This window comes from Enterococcus pallens ATCC BAA-351 (assembly GCF_000407485.1).
Taxonomy (GTDB): Bacteria; Bacillota; Bacilli; order Lactobacillales; family Enterococcaceae; genus Enterococcus_A; species Enterococcus_A pallens.
In genome coordinates this window covers 1,330,541-1,348,743 of sequence record NZ_ASWD01000001.1, presented here as the reverse complement: position 1 = coordinate 1,348,743, position 18,203 = coordinate 1,330,541, and the positions used below count along the sequence as shown (strand labels likewise).

Genomic DNA, 18,203 nt, shown 5'->3' with positions numbered 1-18,203 from the left:
AGGGACAGCAAGTATCTAAATAAATACTAGCTGTCCCAACTTTTTAATCCATTAGCCTATTCCAAAAATAAGTCTGTTTATTTCTCAAATATAAGGCGCTGATTACGGCAATCAGCAAGAAAACTCCACCATTTAACAGCCACGGATTGATTTGGAATATCACAGCCATTACATAAGCAGTAATAACAATACCACCAAGGATCATGACACCAAAAATCCAAAAGACTAAAGCAAAATTTCCGCTGCCGCGAGTGAACAACTCACTAATATTGTTCCAGCTCAAATTCAATAGCTGATAGTCGCGAATGAAAAAATGCAATGAAATAAGAATGGTACCTAAAACAACCCCCGCCAACATAGATAACAATAAAAGAAACGGTAAACGAAACACCAAACCAGCTAATAATCCGACAACTCCCGTAATGATAATTTGCAAGGTGCAGGCAAACCAAAATTTAATTCGCATATAGCTTTTGAACGATAACGGCAAGGAACGAATAAACAAGAAGTTTTCTCGATCCAGAGAAATAATCGAACTAACAAAAGAGGTTTGATTGATCGTCATACCCGCTACAAAAATTCCAACTACAAAAAATACACCAAAAAATTTTAAAGACAGACCTTCAAAAGAAAAATCACCATTCATCATGAAAGTGATAAAGAATACAATTGGCATGATTAGCGAAGACGAAAGCATTTGCATCACTAAGTTTGGATTCTTGATCAATTGAATATTGTAGTTTCGCATCAACTGCACCAAGTTTTGATTTTCCTTGCGCATCCGTTTTTTACTTCCACCATTTTGCGGAGTATCGTTAACGGATTGATAAAGTTTTGGTACAATTCCTTTTCTTAAAATAAAGAAAATGACTGCTAAGCAAATAACTAAACCAGCAATACTTAATAAACCTGCAACCGAAAAAGGTGCCGTAACCGCATAGAAGAAAGGCATGAACGGTGCTAAAGCCGTTTTATCAACCAACTCTGTACTGTAACTTGTATTGGTCTGGGAGAAATTAATCAGTAAAATACCACCGATGGAAACAACCATTGAAAGTACCAGCATCCCGGTAGTAAAGGTCTTTTTATGCCGAGCAAACAGCTTGGTCTGAGTTAAACCAAAGATAAACAAACTACACAAGCCAAATAACAGTAACACGAAGGCTGCAAAAAGCAGCAAGCTGGAAATAATTGCCAGTAATATCATTTGTCCACTGCGCCAGGCAGCTAGAAAGAATACTACGGCTAAGGGCAGCAGAAAAGGAACAATCGTTAAACCGACGACTAAAAATTTTGATAAAAAGACCTCTCCTTGGCGAAAGGGCATCGAAAGATAATTTTCCAAATCACGACTTTCAAAAAAGACATTGAAAATTGCCGACATTGCCTGGGAAAAGCCGATCAAACCAAACAATGCCATATAGTAAGTAAAGAAACCAGGAAATTTCGAGAAATCAATCATAAACATGATGCCTACATAAACGACTAAGAAGACAATTCCAGAAAGAATATACGAGCTAAAAATGCTGCGAATTAGCTTAGCCCCAGTTTTCCCTTTTTTGCGAGCTTGATTGGTTGCAGAAGGGTTTACATACAGGATATTGGTTCGCATCAATGCTTTTAATTGCTGAAGCTTCATACCTCCGCCTCCTGCTCTTGGGCCTGACGTCCAGCCATTTTCAAGTAAACACTCTCCAATGATTCATTTGGATAATCCTGCAGCAAAGCATCCACTGAACCATTATAAATCAACTCACCTTTCTTCAGGATTGCCAATTCATCGCACAATTGCTGGGCCGTATCCAATACATGGGTAGAAAAAATAACCGTTTTCCCCTTGGCTGCATGCTGCTTCATCATTTCCTTCAAATCAAAAGCAGCCTGAGGGTCTAGTCCCTGTAAAGGTTCATCTAAAATCCAAATATCTGGATCTGGCAGCAGCGCACCAATAATAATCGCTTTTTGCCTCATCCCATGAGAAAAACTTTCCAAGGTTTCGTCCACATAACTTTGCATGTCAAATAATTCAATCAATTCTCGTAAACGGGCTTCTTCACCACTTAATTCATAAGCTGCCCGAATTAAGTCCCAATATTCATTTGCCGTTAATTGAAGAAATAAATCTGGCGTATCGGGAACATAAGCAATTTTCTTTTTAATAGCTAAGCGATTTTCCTTCAGATCCATGCCATCGAAACGGATTGTTCCACTGGTAGGTTCAATGATACTGACTAAACTTTTAATGGTAGTAGATTTCCCAGCACCATTGTGGCCGAGGAAACCAAATATTTCACCATTTTTAATGGATAAAGTCAAATCCTTCAACGCAGCTGTTTTACCATACATTTTAGTAACATCTATTAATTCAATCATTTTGTCACTCCTTTTTTTCTACTATACGTGAAAACTTTTTCTCTGACAATGTCTCATCCCATTTGGAATAGAAAAATCGTCTCAAATACCGGTTTTATCCACCAATCTTCAAGACGATTCATTTTATTTTATTCAGTAACTGGTTTTTCTTTCGTTTTTTCAACTGTTTGGAAAAGAGCCTGCAAACATTTGGTTGCAACCATAATCCCTAATCCAAGCAACAAGAAAGCAAAAATTAATTGAAGCCCATCTGATAAGAAGACAAATTGACCCGCAGCTGGCGTTGCCGGAATAGTAATCAAAAATTGAGTAGCACTCATTAATTTGGTTACCAGTCCATAAATTGACATACCTAATGCTGTAAAGGTAACTGCCAGCATAATCCCCATTGGAATATAGAACATCACCCCTGATTTTTTTGAGGTTTTCATGTAAACCGCTACTGCAATCATCACCATAGCTGCTAACAACTGATTGGCTGAGCCAAACAAAGGCCAAACACTGTTATAGCCGCCTAACGCTAACACAAAGCCTGCTGCCAAGGTTACAACAGTTGCCACATATTTATTCGTCAAAAGCTTAGCGATTCCTTTTTCTTTGCCATCTTCAGAGAAAAATTCTTGTAACGACATCCGGCCAATTCGGGCTACTGAATCTAGCGAAGTCAAAGCTAATGCTGAAACACACATAGTCATAAAGCACTGTGCCACATGTACCGGCAAACCAAAATTCGTTAAAAATCCCGCAACTGAGCTAGAAAAAATCTGAAATGGTGTTCCTTGCGGCAATTGTCCATTTTGCGCAACTGCTCCTGCTACAACTAAAGCCACCACTGCCAAAACACATTCACACATCATGGCCCCAAAGCTAATCGGACGCATATCTTTTTCATTACGCACCTGCTTAGAAGAGGTTCCTGAAGAAACCAAGCTGTGAAAGCCAGACACTGCTCCACAGGCTACCGTAATAAATAGAATTGGGAACAAATATTTTACACTACCTGTTGCATCAACTACAGCGAAACCATTAAAAGCATTCAAGTCCATCGCTGGATGCTCTACCAGCAAACCTAATACAGCCGCAATAATCATGCCTAACAACATATAAGTACTCAAAAAATCTCTTGGTGCCATCAACAACCACATAGGCATAACAGAGGCTAAAAATAAATAGGCAAATACGATCAGCAGCCACGTTTGTTTGTTGGCAAAAATCGGAAAAGCAATTCCTAAAGCCAAAGTACCCAACAACACAGCTATCCCAAAAACATGCATTATTGCACCTTTCATATGAACCTTTTTCATGACAAAGCCCACTAAGATCGCAGCAATAATAAACAGCATAGAAATTGAAGCCGCCGAAGCATTAGCCGTATTGACAGATTCTGCAACTTCAGGAGTAAAGCCATTAAAGGTCGTTGCTACAATATCGCCAAAAGCCGCAATAACTAATAAAGCAAATAGCCAGCAAAACAGCAGGAATAATTTCTTCCCGACTTTGCCAATGTATTTTTCAATAATCAAACCAATCGACTTACCATCATTTTTTACTGAAGCATACAGCGCCCCAAAGTCGTGAACTGCCCCAAAGAAAATACCGCCAAACAAAATCCATAAGAACGCTGGCACCCAGCCAAACATGGCAGCAATGATTGGTCCAGTTACTGGTCCTGCACCCGTAATTGACGAAAATTGGTGGCTAAATACCACAAAAGCTGGTTCTGGAACATAATCCTCACCATCTTCTAATCTGACTGCAGGAGTAACTGCTTTAGGATCAATTCCCCATTTTTGCTCTAACCACTTAGAATAGCCAACATATGCGGCGATAAAACAAATAATTGCAACTAACAAAATCACGACACCGTTCATTTCTCCACCCACTCTAATTTTATTTTAATTTATGCCGTATATTCCCACATTTAGATTAAAATGTAAAGAGAATTGCTGAAATTTTCTGATAATAGTTGCAAGCAGCGAAATAATCAAGCAATCTCCTTTCACGCCAAAAAAGACGGATCGATGTTAACGATCCGCCTACATTTCTCTCCCCAGAGAATGTTTTATTTACGCAAGCTCTTCTTCTTCTGTAATTTTTGCTGGCTCACTACCTTTTTTGGCTGCAAAGGATAAGATAATTCCTAAAGCAATCGAGCTGAAGGCTGCTACGGCTACCCGGATGTCCTCTGGCAATAAGAAAACGATGGAATGCACCGGAATCCAAAAGAAAATACCCACTTTCAGCCAGTTAAAGGTGACAAAGGTTCCCCAGTCAATTTTATTAATTAACCCTTTGAAAGACACTTTTTCATGAGTGTATTTACTCTCAATCCATAGATCAGCTAGACGGTGAAAGGTGTTCATAGCTGGAGCAAACGTCAGGTTCATAATACTGCTTCCAAAAACAGCTTGTGCTACTGGTACTTCAAAGAACGGTAGTAACCCACCTGCTTGAGCTTGTCCAGCACCACCCATAAATACTGGAAATACTAGCGTTACCATACAGCCAATGATTCCCCAAACTAGTGCACTCCAAGCCGTTTTTGAAGAGAGTAGATACTCACCTGAAACAATTCGCTTCCCTAAAACGTCCCCCATCGTCGCTAGAATCGCAAATTTGATAAACCCGCTAAGATAATGGTGAGCGTTACTAGCACTCAAAATCATTTCCCGCGAACTAGGCACAAGGAACAAGGTTAATGCCATTAAGAATAGTAGGGCCCAAATAAAATCTCCTTTTTTCATGGTGATACCCTCCTCTTAGCTTGGCGGTTGATATGATTTGTCCATCACTACGACCGCTTTAATAACCTCACCGCTAACCGAATCCGCCTCTGCTTGGTTGATATCTTCAAAATCATAGTATTTTACAAATTGATCAAACGGAAACTCTCCACGCTTGTAGAATTCAATCAAGTTTGGTAAATGGAATTTAGCGATAGTATCACCAATCAGTACACCTCGAATTTTTTTATTACCGAAAACTAGGTCAAAGAAGGTATTCACCTCAAAATTATTTTTAGTTACTGCTAATGGGACAAAGGTTCCAGAATTAGTTAACGAATGCATGGCTTGTGTCATAATTGGTGGTACACCTGTTGTATCAATTGAATAATCTACTCCGGCTCCCCCAGTTACTTCCATGATATAATCCTGTGCACTTGCCTCTTTACTATTAAAGATATGGCTAGCACCTAATTCTTTGGCTTTTTCTAAGCGGGCATCGTTGATATCCATTGCAATAATTGGGTAGCAGCCAGCAATTTTCGCTGCCATAATTGCCGCAAAGCCTACTGCACCGGTTCCAAAGATCGCTACGCTTTCCCCTACTCTTGGTTTTAAAACACTTAGAATCGCACCACTACCGGTTCCAAGTCCGCAGCCTAATGGACCTACTAAACGCAAGTCAACATCTTTAGACACTTTAACGATATTTGATTCATCGGTTAAGCTGTAAGTAGAAAATGATGACTGATTAAAGAAGTTATTAATTTCTTGACCATCTTCTGTATGAAGAACATATTCTCCTCGAGGATTTTTCCCAATATTATTTACCGCAAACCAACGATCACAAGAAGATGGGTGACCTTCTGCACAATGTTTACATTCACCACAATAAGCATAGGATAGAATAACATGATCACCAACTTCAACTGAAGTAACGGCATCCCCCACCTGTTCAACAATCCCAGAACCTTCATGCCCTAAAATATTTGGAAACTCCAAACTATTCCCATTTCTTTCCCCATAATCTGATCGACACAAACCGGAGGCAACAATTTTAACTAAAACATCTTTAGCTCCTACTTCGGCTAATTCTACATCGGTAATTTCATAAGGTGCACCTTTTTCTTTTACTAACGCTGCTTTGATTTTCATTGAGTTGAGCTCCTCTCATTAATTGTATTGGAATTGTTGTGCTGTTTCTTGACCTAATACGACCCGCTCTGCCCCTTTTGATAAGGCAATCATTTCATGTTCGCCGGCAACTACTATCACTGGGGCAATAAAGCCCGTTCGTTTTTCTAATTCGCTGACTACTACTTTAGAGTGAGCCACTCCCCCAGTTAATACAATCCGATCCACTTGACCATTCGTTACGGTTGCTAATCCGCCAATCCCTTTAGCTATTTGATAGATAAAAGCATCATAGACAACCTTTAGCTCTTCATCCCCATCTGCAATTCGTGCTTCAATCTCCCTGGCATCGCTGGTTCCGGCATAAGACTTCAAACCACCCTCGCGTTTATAAAGCCGCAACATTTCTTTTTCTGTTTTCTCGTAGCACAAAGAAATGATATGCTTTAAAGGCACTCCGCCGGTTCGTTCGGTTGAAAATGGCCCTTCATCATCGGAAATAGAATCAATCATGCGTCCCTTATGATGAATGCTGATGGAATTTCCCCCACCTAAATGAGCAACAATTAGTGTAGAACTGTTGTAATCCAAGCCCTCCTCTCGTGCAACTTTCATAGCAACTGCCCGCATGTTCAGTGCATGACCAATGCTCTTGCGTTCAATACCTTTTAATCCAGAAATTCTGGCGATGTCTTCAAACTGATCAACGGAAACTGGATCATAGATTAGCGCAATAGTTTTATCATTCCCCTTAAGCTTAATTTCATTAGCTAAAATGGCCCCTAAATTTGAAGGATGTTCTACTGTGGTTACATGCTTCAAATAATGTATCATGTCTTCATTTACTTCAAAGGCTCCCGCTGATACAGGTGGTAAAATACCGCCCCGTCCCACTACAGCATCCAGTTCTTTCGGATTGATGGCCTTTTCTTCCATGAAACTTAGAAGAATATCACGGCGAAAATCAATCTGATCGATAGGCCGTTGAAAATGCTGCAGCTCTTCGGTAGTATGAGAAATACTTTGTTCCTCAATAATTTCACCATCTACATAATAGGATACTTTGGTAGAGGTAGAGCCTGGGTTAATGGCTAATATTTTCATTTACTCACCCCTTACTGCAATACATAGCGACTAATATAGAATAGGCTTTTTCTTCTTCAGTGGAGCCTCGAGAGGTCATCACAATCGGAACCTGAGCACCCATAATGATGCCCGCCATTTTAGCTCCAGCTAAAATCGTCAAGCTTTTTCCTAAGACATTCATGGTGGTAATATCTGGTCCAACAACAATGTCTGCATCTCCGGCTACTGGACTGTCATAATGCTTGATTGCAGCCACTTCTTTGCTTAATGACAGGTCTAGAGAAATCGGACCATCAATAAAACAGGATTCCGGTGCATCTTTTTGGAATTCTTCCATGATTTCTTGTGCTTCAATGGTTGCCGGTACTTTAGGGTTGACCACTTCTGCTGCTGCTAATAATCCTACTTTCGGTTTTGCAACACCAATTTTGTTCATGACTTCAATTCCATGTTCAATTAACACTTTTTTCTCTTCTTTACTTGGTGCTAATACCATGCCGCCATCTGTGGTTAACAGCAATTTATGATAAGCAGGAATTTCGTTTAAGGCAATGTGGCTTAGTAAACCGCTTTTGGCAATTCCTTTTTCCTTATTCACAATCGCTTTTAAAAATGGACGTGTTTGGATGTGCCCCTTCATTAAAAAGTCGATTTTTCCTTCTTTAACTAGTTCAACACCTTTTTCAGCACATGCATCTTCACCTTCAGCGTCAACAATCGTAGCAGAATATCCTAATTTTTCTAGGATATCTGCAATTGTTGCTGCTGGTCCAATTAAGACTGGTTCAAGGTATTCTTGAACTTTTGGATTGAAGACCGATTGAATGGTCACTTCATCACTGGCATTTACGACACCGATACGGATTTTTTGATCACTGGAAAAATTAGCTAACAACTCATCAAATTTCTTCATTTATTCCACCTTAATCCCATGGCGAACCAGAATCTTTAGGTTCAACTGGCATTGCAACTCGTGACACATTGATTAAATGTTTGTAATTTAAGTTTTCTGAGATGATATTGTTGCCCCAAGAACCGCAGCCCAGAGAAACGGTTGGATTCAAGCCGTTGGCAGGTGATCCCCCCGCATCAATCGTTGGTTGATTGATTACTACTCGGCTGACTGGTAATTCTTCACCAGCATAAACCATATGTTCTTTTGTATGAGTGAATACTCCTGCCGAGTGACCTGCTCCTTCTAATAGTAGGTTTTCTTTTGCATAAGCCACTGCTTCTTCAAATGTATCGTAGCCTTTTAATGCTAAAACTGGCAGCATTTTTTCTTTACAGAAGAGCTCTGCTTCACCAACTTTATCTACTCGAACGGCAATAATTTGCGAACCGGCTGGAATAGAAATACCCGCCTCTTTAGCAATCACATCTGGATCTTGCCCAATCATATCTGGATTTGCGCGGCCTTCTGGGAAAATAGTTTCTCTCAACTTGGATAAGTCGCCTTCATCAGTAATCACCGCCGCCTGCTTGCCTTCTAACGCCTTGAAGACTTCTGCTTCTTTTTCCATTGGATAAATCAAACTTTGTTGGCAAGCGCATACAATTCCGTTATCAAAGGAGCGGCCAATCACGGTCAGCTCTGCTGCTGCTTCTACGTCAAAGTCACGATCTAAAATAGCTTGAACGTTACCAGGTCCTACTCCGTATGCTGGTTTGCCGCTTGAATAAGCTGATTTAACCAACCCAGGTCCCCCGGTTGCAACAATTAAATCAACTGACTTCATTAATTCCTGTGACTTTTCAATACTTGGCTCTTCAATTACTTGTAATAAATCTCTTGGTGCACCGACACTGACTAGGGCTTCTCGCATTAACTCAATTGTCTCTTTCGTTGTTTTCTTTGAACGAGGATGTGGTGAGACAATCATGGCATTTTTCCCTTTAAGTGCCATCAAACCATTTCCTAATGGTGTAATGGTAGGATTAGTTGTTGGTGTTACCGAACCGATTACCCCAACCGGATGACCAACCTCGATTAATCCCTCTTCTGGAATTTCACGTAAAACACCGACAGATGGTTTATTTTTCAAAGCACCAAAAATATTTGTTGCCATGCCTTGATTTTTACCGATTTTGTGATCCAAACGTCCGAGACGGGTTTCTTCGATAGCCAACTTTGCTAAAGGTTCTGCTTGATCGAAAACTGCCTTAGAGATTACATAGAGCATTTTGTCTGTTTGTGCTTGATCATAATCGCTGATTTCCTCCATTGCTGCACGCGCATTTTTTACCATTTCTTCAATTGTCATAGCCCTTAAAACTCCTTTCTTTTATTTACATACATCGTTGTATGTTTCTTACAACCTCATCATATATTCCTTTGAAAGCGCTGTCAACATAGTGAAAAAAGTAACTTGTCCAATAAATGTCAGTGGACAAGTTACTTTAGCAATTAGATCATTTCAAATATAAAAGAAACGTTTTGACGAATAGTTGAAAGGGTATATTTATCCTTTACTTCCTGTGGCGTAGCAGAGCCGTACATTCCTTCAAAGTAGTTATAAAATAAGCTGGCGAGTGCCTGTGAGTCTGCTTCGTTCAAACCTTCTGCCACTAGACCTTGCAAAAAGAATTGATACAATCGGCGTTTAGACTCACGTATTTTTTGCAGCAGCTCATCAAATTCTGGGTGAAGCTCGATAGTTTTTAACGACTGCTGGAGAAATTTAAAATTCATGCTGTTATTGTAAGGGACATAAATTACCTTAACAATCTTTTCTTTGAAAGTTAATTTGTTATCTTCCATAATCAGCTGCTTTTCAGCTTGAACTTCATCTAAAATTTGCAGTACCAGCTGATAGAAAAGTTCGGTCTTATTAGCAAAATGCCAATAAGCTGCGCCACGACTAACATGAGCGTCTCTTGATATCTTTTCCAGAGACGTATTTTCAAAGCCTACCTCGTAAAAGTTCTTAAAAGCCGCATCCATCAGATCTTGCTTAGTAACTAGACTGTCTTTCTTTCGTGCCATGCCTGTCCTCCTCACTATAAATAACAAAATGATACAATTCAAATTACTTCAATTTCTTAAAAAAAATTGGTGGAAAAACATTGTATTTTATTAGTTTGTGAAATACATCTCTTTTATATACTAGTAAGACAATAATGATTTCGTAAAAACAAACTAATGATTCATCCTATTATACCACGATGGTAAAAAAAAGAGAAAACGCTTCAAGAAAGAGGTGGAGCGGTTTATATAGAAAAATCCCAGCGATTGCTTTTCAGCCGCTGAGATCTGTTTTACTTTCTTTTGGGTCTTACTGGCAACCAGATTTGGAAGCTGGCATCTGTAGGATTGTTGTTCAGATAGACCTCCATATCCGGCAACTCCGCGTATTCAAAACCTGACGTTGGCAGCCATTCAGTAAAAATTTGCTTTCCTAATTCTTGAATAGCATGCGGCATCGCCCCTTGTCCAGAGAAGATCGCCCATTTCGCCGCTGGTACTTGATATTGCTTAAATCCCGTTGGCACTTCATTTGAGGCAACAGCAATCACATATTCCCAATTTTCCTGAACAATATCCGTCATCATATTGATTCCTAATATTCCTGGACTATTGATGTCCATAACGGGAAATAGTTTTTCCAAATTTCCCGAGGCGGAAAATTCATTCCAAAAGACAGGAATTCTTTGCTGATTCTCCTCCATGCTTTTCCCCAGCTCAAGACCTGTTCCGACTACATAAAAGGCTTCTTTTTCGACCAATTGATACTCCATTGCATGCACCCCTTTAACTGTAATTGCGAAGGTCAACATAGGATAGCTGGTTAATTTAGCACCATTTTTTTTGGCTTCCTGCGGAGTAATACCATGAACAGTTTTAAAGACTCGGTTGAAAGATGTGGGCGATTCATAGCCATACTTAACGGCTACATCGATCACCTTTTGTCCCTGCTGCAAATCAACGCCAGCCAAGCTCATTTTTCGGCGACGTATGTATTCTCCTAAAGTCACTCCTGCGATATAGGAGAACATTCGTTGGTAATGATACGTAGAGCATTTTGCTAAGCGAGCTGCTTCATCCAAATCAATCTCATCTGTCAACTGTTTCTCTACATAAGCAATACTGTCGTTAAACCAATCTAACCATTCCATCTTCCTGTTTCCTCCGACACTTTTAGTTTAAAGAGTACATCCAAACAATTCCTCTTTATTCTTGCACACCTAAGAGAAGTTTGCACTAAAAATTCAATTTTTCCAAACGATCAAAGGCTTCTTGCAACAGTTCTTTAGACTGAGTGGCTGCTAAACGGATATATTCATCACCAACCGTTTCGCCAAAGGCACGGCCAGGAACAAATAGCACACCACTTTTTTCTAGCACGGTTTCCACGAATTCCACAGAGCCAAGTCCGCTTTGACTAATATTAATGAAAGCATACATGCTGCCAGCAACTGGTGCTAAGGATAGATATGGAATCTCCGCTACACGTTTTTCAATATATTCCAAACGCTCGCGGAAAATTGCGACATTTTCTGGAACAATGTCTTGGTAATGCTCCAAAGCGTAAATTCCAGCATGCTGAGAAACAGTGGGGGCTGAATAGGTTACACTCTCATTAATCAATCCAGCGATATCATTAACGTAGCTCGGTGCAATCATATAACCGATCCGCCAGCCTGTCATGGCAAAACCTTTCGACAAACCACTAATGGTAATGGTATGATCTGGCGCAAGCTTTGCCATAGGGATAAACGTTTCTTTATAAGCAAAATCTTCGTAAATTTCATCTGAGATAATAAACAGGTCATGTTCAATAGCTACTTCTGCTATTTCTTTTAAGGTTGCTGGCGAGAACACTGCCCCTGTTGGATTGTTCGGCGAGTTGATAATAATTGCCTTTGTCTTATCAGTAATTGCTTGTTTCAAGTCAGATACCTTTAGCTGAAACTGATTTTCTTCGTAGGTTGGCACCAATACCGGCTTCCCACCAGATAAAAGAACCTGCTCTTTATAAGGAGAGAAAAAGGGTTCATGAATAATGACTTCGTCTCCTGGGTCCAAAATAGCTTGCATCACTAAATACATGGCATGCAATGCCCCAACCGTTGCTCGGATTTGGTTAGTCGCGAAGGTCAAGTCGTACTTCTTTTTATAATAGGAAGCAATTGCTTCTAAAAACTCTTTTTTTCCAGCTGGTGACGTATAATTTGTAGCACCCTTTTTCAAATCCTGATAGGCAGCCTCAATGATTGTTTGGTGAGTAATAATATCTGGATCACCAATTGATAAATCAATAATGTCTTCAGTTTCTTTCGCTAATACAGCAATTCGCATCAACAGATTTTCGGCCGGCTGTTGAAAGCGTTGCGCTAATTTTGTTTGATCCATCCTAATTCTCCCTATTTCTATAAGACTTTATTTAAGAAATCTTGTGTCCGTAAATTTTGCGGGTGATCAAAGATTTCTTCTGGTGTACCCTCTTCCTGGATGATACCATCTGCCATAAAGATAACCCGATCAGCCACTTCTTTGGCGAAGCCCATTTCGTGGGTTACTACTACCATGGTCATGCCTTTTTCCGCTAGGTCCTGCATAACACTCAACACTTCGCCTACCATTTCTGGATCAAGAGCTGAGGTCGGTTCGTCAAACAGCATCACGTCTGGATTCATCGCTAAAGCTCTAGCAATAGCTACCCGTTGCTGCTGCCCTCCAGACAGGCTGGAAGGGTATGCGTCAGCTTTATCTTTTAGACCTACCTGATCCAGTAAAGCCAACGCTTTTTGCTTCGCTTGCTGAGGATCCTCTTTTTTGATTTTTATAGGTGTAATGGTTAAATTATCCAAAACACTCATATGAGGAAACAGGTTAAAATTTTGAAAAACCATACCCATCTTTTGCCGCAGCTGATCAATGTTGACAGTTGGCGATGTAATATTTTGTCCTTCGAAAGTAATTTCACCTGAAGTTGGTGTTTCCAATAAGTTTAAACAACGTAAAATGGTACTTTTCCCGCTGCCCGAGGGCCCGATGATTACAACTACTTCACCAGCATTCACAGTTAAATTAATTGATTTTAATACTTCATTATCACCAAAGGTTTTGGTTAGATTCTTTACGTTAATCATTAACCCCTAATCTCCTTTCCGCCAAGCCTAGTAAACGTGAAATACAGAAAGTCATCACGAAATAAATCAGTGAAACGATCACGTATGGCAAGAATGGCTTGAAGCTGGCTCCTTGAACAACGCCTGTTTGGAAAATTAGTTCCGATACTCCAATAACCGATACCACCGAAGACTCCTTGATAATCGTCACAAACTCGTTGCCCAATGCTGGCAATATATTTTTAATGGCCTGAGGGAAGACGATATAGCGCATCGCTTCTTTTTGATTCATTCCCAGAGAACGTGCAGCCTCGGTTTGCCCTTTATTTACGGCATTAATTCCAGCCCGCACAATTTCTGCCACATAAGCCCCACTGTTTAGTGAAACCGCGATACAGCCGGCAACTAATTTAGATAAATCCAAGCCTAAAACGCCCGTTCCGAAATACACAATAAAAATTTGCACTAAAAGTGGTGTACCGCGAACATACTCAATGTAAGCAATTGCTAAAAAGCGTAACAATTTGTTTTTGCTTAATTTCATCAATGCCAGTAAGCTGCCAACGATCATTCCAAATAGAACCCCAACGAAAGCTAACAAAATGGTGTATTTCGCCCCACTTAAATAGTAAGGTAAATATTTTTGAAAGAAGGTTTGATCCTCTTGGAACATCAATTTGTTGGCATCTTTTAAATAGCCATCCAATAAATCTTGATCATTAATTTCAGCAATAGATTCATTGACATGCTGCTTCAATACGGGTGTGTTTTTCGAAATCGCAATGGCAGTAACCTTTTCTCCCTGTTCAAACTCAACTGGAGCAATCGCCACGTTGTCACTTTGTTGCACATAAGCTTCTGCAATTGGTTCTTCTAGAACTACCGCATCAATTTTTTGGTTAATTAAATTGTTAATTAGATCGGGTACTTTTTGCAAAGAAGTGACCTCTGACCCAGTCATTTCATTTTTAGCTAAATCCTCTTGCGTTGTCTGTTTTTGCGCACCAACAGGTATACCGTTGAAATCGGCAGTTGACTTAAATTTTTCCGCATCGTCTTTACGAACCAGTACCTTTTGTTTTACGATGTAATACGGATCAGAAAAGTCTACTTCCTTCAAGCGTTCTTCTGTGATCGACATTCCTGAAATTACCATATCAATTTTACCAGTTTTCAATGCCCCCAACAGTGCATCAAAGCCCAGCTCTTCGATTTTTAATTTGACGCCCATATCCTTGGCAATTTTTTCTGCAATCGAGACATCAAAACCGACAATTTTATCTTTGCCATCTACCTCTGCGTGAAATTCATAAGGGCCATAATCCGCTGATAGACCAACGACCAGCTCCCCGCTTTGCTGGATCCGCTCATAAATCGGATCTGTTTCTTCTGCTTGTACTGATACAAATGGAAAAATACTTGCCAGTAACATAAGTATCGTTAAGCAGGCTTTTACTTTTTGTTTCATCCCGTCCACTCCCTAAATAATGAATAATAATAACTAACAGCACTCATTGAAGAATAAATATACATTCGTTTAATGGATTTATCCTACCATAAGTCAGGAGTTAAAACAAGCTATCTAGAGTAGTTATTTCATAGAAAACAATTCTTTTCCAACAAATAATTTCATAAAAATTCTTACTAGCTATTTCATCCAAAGTTTAAAATAAATATATTATAAGCAATTGATACTGATCGCTTTCTATTGATCTACTAAACTATAAAAAGTTCATAGACTTTTCTTAGCATTTCTGACTATAATAGAAAAAATGAAGATTGAATGAAAGAAGCGGATAATATGGCGACAAACTTGATTGTGCGAGGCGCTCCACAAGAATATGAATTGAAAACCGATGCTTGGCAGGCTTTGCCTGAGCACTTAGCAAGAAGAAATTTAAGCAAAGTAATGATTCTTCACGGAGAGACTTCCTGGCAAGCAGTAAAATCTTATTTTCCAAGCTTACCGAATTGTGAAACTTTCTTCTATTATTATGGTAAAAAATGCACCGATGAAGCAGCCGAGCATTTTGTCCAAATAGCCCGCGAAAATCAAGCAGAGGTATTAATTGCAGTAGGTGGTGGAAAGGTTGCAGACTTGACTAAATTAACCGCTTATCATTTAAATTTACCGGTAATTATTTTACCAACTTTAGCTGCCACTTGTGCTGCCTATACACCTTTAAGTGTTGTCTATAATGATGAAGGTGTGATGCTGCGCTATGATATTTTTCCAAAGGCAACTGATTTAGTCTTAATCGACCCGCAGGTTTTACTGGAATCACCCTATGAATTAATGGTAGCCGGAATAGGCGATACTTTGGCAAAATGGTACGAGTCTGATGCCATCATTTCCCAGCTGACCATTAAACCAATTGAAATCCAAGTAGCGGAATTTGCGGCTAAAAAGTGTCGGGATATATTGCTTGCTGAAAGCAGCGCGGCCTTGCAAGCAATGAGGGCTCAACAATTAAATCAAGCTTTTATCGATATTGTAGAAACGAACATTTTACTTGCTGGTATGGTGGGTGGCTTCGGTGATGAATACGGTCGAACTTCTGGGGCTCATTCAATTCATGATGCACTAACTGTTTTACCAGACTCCCACAAACAGCTCCATGGAAACAAAGTAGCTTATGGGATCTTAGTTCAATTGATGATTGAACAAAAAGTTGCAGAAATTCGTCAGCTATTGCCTTTTTATCAAAAATTGGATTTACCAATCAATTTACAGGCAATGAATTTATCATTAACTGAAGATGATTACCAGCAAGTGGCAAAACGTGCCAGTGCTCCAGATGAAATGATCCATTTTATGAAAGAGACCATCACACCAGAAGTCATTATACAGGCTATGAAAGATTTAGAAATCTTAACAACTGACGCATGGAGCTGACCCATGTGTCTTTTTGTTATAAAAAGTTAATTAATAACTGATGTTATATATTTTGTCTTATCAGGCTGGTTATTTAATTGGTCTATATGAAATAAAAAAAGGAGACATCTTATTTAGATGTCTTCCTCAGAATAATTTCCCAGTTTTTGCGGCATAAATCGTTAACGAAATTAGAATGAACAACGCTAGTAATTCCAATAAGATGTCACTTGACTTCACTTGGTTCCTAGGACCATTCTTTTCTCTTTTCATACAGTATTTTGCCTCCTTATTTTACTCACTCACACCTTAACATTTCTCATTGGTCTAGGTAAAGAATAGAATGAATTGATTTTAATTAGAATATGGTGATAAAGCTCTTGCTTATTTTTTATACAGATTGTTTGCCTTCTTTCATCCTTATATGTTTGAATGAATAGACTATTATTTTTCAAGGAGGAATCTATGGAGAAGCAACCAACAAAAACTTCTTCACACAAAGAAGTTGGGTTATTAGGATTAACTATGATCGTTGTAGGCTCCATGCTTGGTGGCGGTGTTTTCAACCTGCCCAGTAGTATCTCACAATCAGCCGGTGCAGCTGCTTCATTAATTGCTTGGTCAATTACCGGAGTGGGAGTCTTTTTCATTGCCAAAGTGTTTCAAACACTAGCTAATGAACAACCGGAAATTACCGGCGGAATTTACTATTATGCGAAGGATGGTTTTGGGGCCTATGTTGGATTTAATTCTGCATGGGGCTATTGGCTAAGCAATATCATTGGAAATGTTTCCTTTGTCATTCTATTTTTGGATGCGCTAAGCAAGTTTCTACCCAAAATTGGTGGAGCTAAAGGAACATTGGGGCTGTATTTAGGTAGTTTGATGATTTGGCTGGTAGTCATTTTAGTTTCTCGTGGAATTCGAGCTGCTAACGCTCTTAACATCGTGGCAACCTTTGCGAAGATAGTGCCGATTTTCATTGGGATTTTTATTTTGATTACTCATTTTCGCTATTCCGTTTTTTCTGTGGATTTATTTGCTAAAAATATTCAAGTAATTGGTGGCAATTTAGGCGGGATTGGCAGCCAAGTGAAGCATGCGATGCTGCAAACGATGTGGGTCTTCGTAGGAATTGAAGGCGCTGTAGTACTTTCTGGCCGGGCAAAACGAGCAAAGGATGTAGGCAGAGCAACCTTAATTGGTTACGGAACTACTCTAGCTATTTACGTATTAATTGTAATGCTAAGCTTTGGAATTCTGCCTCAGGAAACCTTGATGCAGTTGCCGAATCCCTCCCTGAGCGGTGTCTTAAATGCAGCCGTTGGAACTTGGGGTGCTCGCATGATTGATGTTGGCGTGATTATTTCTGTATTAGGTGCTTGGATTTCTTGGACAATTTTAGCTGCTGAAATTTCTTACGATGCTGCGAATGACCGAATGTTTCCAGCTTTTCTGGGCAAAGAAAATCAGCACAATGCGCCAGTGAATGCTTTAATTCTAAATGGAATGATTATGCAGATCGTCTTCATCTTCTCACGTCTAGCTATGGATGCCTTTCAAGCAGTCACGGATACAGCCACTACGATGGTATTGATTCCTTATGTTTTGTCAGCAGCTTTTTTATGGCGGCTTTCCAAAGACAAACAAAACCAAAGTCATCGGCTGCTGTCCTTGGGAGCAATTCTTTACGGCCTTTATATGCTGTATTCTTCCGGCTTAATGAATTTGCTTTACTGTGTGGGAATTTACGCTTTAGGCTTCAGCTTTTGGTTGTGGAACAGCCATACTTATCAACGACCACTATTTCAACGAAACAAAGAAAAGTATCTGTTTACTGCGATTACCTTATTAGGCATCATGAGTTTAATTGTGCTGCTAGGTCAGTTTAATACTTAAGCATTGCACTTGCCCTTAATCGTCTTCCTAAGTTATTCTGA

16 protein-coding genes are annotated in these 18,203 nt (G+C 39.6%); 2 read left to right on the top strand and 14 right to left on the bottom strand.

Translation table 11 applies throughout. From position 1 onward, the window contains the following. Positions 1 to 43 precede the first annotated feature (43 nt). From I588_RS06405 to I588_RS06345, 13 genes are all read right to left on the bottom strand, one after another. On the bottom strand, positions 44 to 1,639 hold the full coding sequence (locus I588_RS06405) for a hypothetical protein (protein WP_010758157.1): 1,596 nt from the start codon (positions 1,637 to 1,639) through the stop codon (positions 44 to 46). Then, positions 1,636 to 2,373 (bottom strand): ABC transporter ATP-binding protein, encoded by a 738-nt coding sequence (locus I588_RS06400; protein ID WP_010758156.1) that lies wholly within the window; start codon positions 2,371 to 2,373, stop codon positions 1,636 to 1,638. Before I588_RS06400 ends, I588_RS06405 begins: the two co-directional genes overlap by 4 nt. Positions 2,374 to 2,501: 128 nt before the next feature. Next, positions 2,502 to 4,244, bottom strand: a complete 1,743-nt coding sequence (locus tag I588_RS06395) for a carbon starvation CstA family protein (protein ID WP_010758155.1) — start codon at positions 4,242 to 4,244, stop codon at positions 2,502 to 2,504. Positions 4,245 to 4,439: 195 nt separating this feature from the next. Then, positions 4,440 to 5,117, bottom strand: a complete 678-nt coding sequence (locus I588_RS06390) for a hypothetical protein (protein ID WP_010758154.1) — start codon at positions 5,115 to 5,117, stop codon at positions 4,440 to 4,442. Positions 5,118 to 5,132: 15 nt separating this feature from the next. Next, positions 5,133 to 6,251, bottom strand: a complete 1,119-nt coding sequence (locus I588_RS06385; RefSeq protein WP_010758153.1) for an NAD(P)-dependent alcohol dehydrogenase — start codon at positions 6,249 to 6,251, stop codon at positions 5,133 to 5,135. A gap of 18 nt (positions 6,252 to 6,269) precedes the next feature. Then, a complete protein-coding gene (buk, locus tag I588_RS06380) occupies positions 6,270 to 7,334 on the bottom strand; it encodes a butyrate kinase (RefSeq protein ID WP_010758152.1) in 1,065 nt (354 codons plus the stop codon). 4 nt (positions 7,335 to 7,338) lie between these two features. Beyond that, positions 7,339 to 8,229, bottom strand: coding sequence for a phosphate acyltransferase (locus tag I588_RS06375; protein WP_010758151.1), 891 nt, complete (start codon positions 8,227 to 8,229; stop codon positions 7,339 to 7,341). Between the two features lie 10 nt (positions 8,230 to 8,239). Continuing rightward, the gene (locus I588_RS06370) at positions 8,240 to 9,580 is read right to left on the bottom strand and encodes an aldehyde dehydrogenase family protein (protein WP_010758150.1); all 1,341 of its coding nucleotides are present in this window, start codon (positions 9,578 to 9,580) and stop codon (positions 8,240 to 8,242) included. Positions 9,581 to 9,723: 143 nt separating this feature from the next. Further along, positions 9,724 to 10,302, bottom strand: coding sequence for a TetR/AcrR family transcriptional regulator (locus I588_RS06365; RefSeq protein WP_010758149.1), 579 nt, complete (start codon positions 10,300 to 10,302; stop codon positions 9,724 to 9,726). Between the two features lie 272 nt (positions 10,303 to 10,574). Beyond that, positions 10,575 to 11,432, bottom strand: a complete 858-nt coding sequence (locus I588_RS06360) for an AraC family transcriptional regulator (protein ID WP_010758148.1) — start codon at positions 11,430 to 11,432, stop codon at positions 10,575 to 10,577. An 85-nt stretch (positions 11,433 to 11,517) separates the two neighbouring features. Then, positions 11,518 to 12,669 carry a pyridoxal phosphate-dependent aminotransferase gene (locus tag I588_RS06355; protein ID WP_010758147.1) on the bottom strand — a complete coding sequence of 384 codons (1,152 nt, stop codon included), beginning with the start codon at positions 12,667 to 12,669 and terminating at the stop codon, positions 11,518 to 11,520. A 17-nt stretch (positions 12,670 to 12,686) separates the two neighbouring features. Next, complete coding sequence (locus tag I588_RS06350; RefSeq protein WP_010758146.1) at positions 12,687 to 13,409, bottom strand: amino acid ABC transporter ATP-binding protein; 723 nt, start codon at positions 13,407 to 13,409, stop codon at positions 12,687 to 12,689. Further along, on the bottom strand, positions 13,402 to 14,856 hold the full coding sequence (locus I588_RS06345; RefSeq protein WP_010758145.1) for an ABC transporter substrate-binding protein/permease: 1,455 nt from the start codon (positions 14,854 to 14,856) through the stop codon (positions 13,402 to 13,404). The genes I588_RS06350 and I588_RS06345 overlap by 8 nt, the downstream gene beginning before the upstream one ends. Positions 14,857 to 15,189: 333 nt before the next feature. Here I588_RS06345 and I588_RS06340 point away from each other — a divergent pair, with 333 nt between their 5' ends. Further along, positions 15,190 to 16,284 (top strand): iron-containing alcohol dehydrogenase family protein, encoded by a 1,095-nt coding sequence (locus I588_RS06340; protein ID WP_010758144.1) that lies wholly within the window; start codon positions 15,190 to 15,192, stop codon positions 16,282 to 16,284. Positions 16,285 to 16,410: 126 nt separating this feature from the next. Here the strand turns inward: I588_RS06340 and I588_RS28030 are convergent, their stop codons facing one another. Continuing rightward, positions 16,411 to 16,536, bottom strand: a complete 126-nt coding sequence (locus I588_RS28030) for a hypothetical protein (protein ID WP_010758143.1) — start codon at positions 16,534 to 16,536, stop codon at positions 16,411 to 16,413. 192 nt (positions 16,537 to 16,728) lie between these two features. Between I588_RS28030 and I588_RS06335 the strand changes: the two genes are divergently transcribed. After that, on the top strand, positions 16,729 to 18,162 hold the full coding sequence (locus I588_RS06335; RefSeq protein ID WP_010758142.1) for a basic amino acid/polyamine antiporter: 1,434 nt from the start codon (positions 16,729 to 16,731) through the stop codon (positions 18,160 to 18,162). The last annotated feature ends 41 nt before the right edge of the window (positions 18,163 to 18,203 follow it).

Coding starts and splice junctions, on each gene's coding strand:
- I588_RS06355 (WP_010758147.1), bottom strand. CDS start 12,669: ATGGATCAAACAAAATTAGCGCAACGCTTTCAACAGCCGGCCGAAAAT.
- I588_RS06345 (WP_010758145.1), bottom strand. CDS start 14,856: ATGAAACAAAAAGTAAAAGCCTGCTTAACGATACTTATGTTACTGGCA.
- I588_RS06395 (WP_010758155.1), bottom strand. CDS start 4,244: ATGAACGGTGTCGTGATTTTGTTAGTTGCAATTATTTGTTTTATCGCC.
- I588_RS28030 (WP_010758143.1), bottom strand. CDS start 16,536: ATGAAAAGAGAAAAGAATGGTCCTAGGAACCAAGTGAAGTCAAGTGAC.
- I588_RS06405 (WP_010758157.1), bottom strand. CDS start 1,639: ATGAAGCTTCAGCAATTAAAAGCATTGATGCGAACCAATATCCTGTAT.
- I588_RS06350 (WP_010758146.1), bottom strand. CDS start 13,409: ATGATTAACGTAAAGAATCTAACCAAAACCTTTGGTGATAATGAAGTA.
- I588_RS06335 (WP_010758142.1), top strand. CDS start 16,729: ATGGAGAAGCAACCAACAAAAACTTCTTCACACAAAGAAGTTGGGTTA.
- I588_RS06375 (WP_010758151.1), bottom strand. CDS start 8,229: ATGAAGAAATTTGATGAGTTGTTAGCTAATTTTTCCAGTGATCAAAAA.
- I588_RS06385 (WP_010758153.1), bottom strand. CDS start 6,251: ATGAAAATCAAAGCAGCGTTAGTAAAAGAAAAAGGTGCACCTTATGAA.
- I588_RS06390 (WP_010758154.1), bottom strand. CDS start 5,117: ATGAAAAAAGGAGATTTTATTTGGGCCCTACTATTCTTAATGGCATTA.
- I588_RS06360 (WP_010758148.1), bottom strand. CDS start 11,432: ATGGAATGGTTAGATTGGTTTAACGACAGTATTGCTTATGTAGAGAAA.
- I588_RS06365 (WP_010758149.1), bottom strand. CDS start 10,302: ATGGCACGAAAGAAAGACAGTCTAGTTACTAAGCAAGATCTGATGGAT.
- I588_RS06370 (WP_010758150.1), bottom strand. CDS start 9,580: ATGACAATTGAAGAAATGGTAAAAAATGCGCGTGCAGCAATGGAGGAA.
- buk (WP_010758152.1), bottom strand. CDS start 7,334: ATGAAAATATTAGCCATTAACCCAGGCTCTACCTCTACCAAAGTATCC.
- I588_RS06340 (WP_010758144.1), top strand. CDS start 15,190: ATGGCGACAAACTTGATTGTGCGAGGCGCTCCACAAGAATATGAATTG.
- I588_RS06400 (WP_010758156.1), bottom strand. CDS start 2,373: ATGATTGAATTAATAGATGTTACTAAAATGTATGGTAAAACAGCTGCG.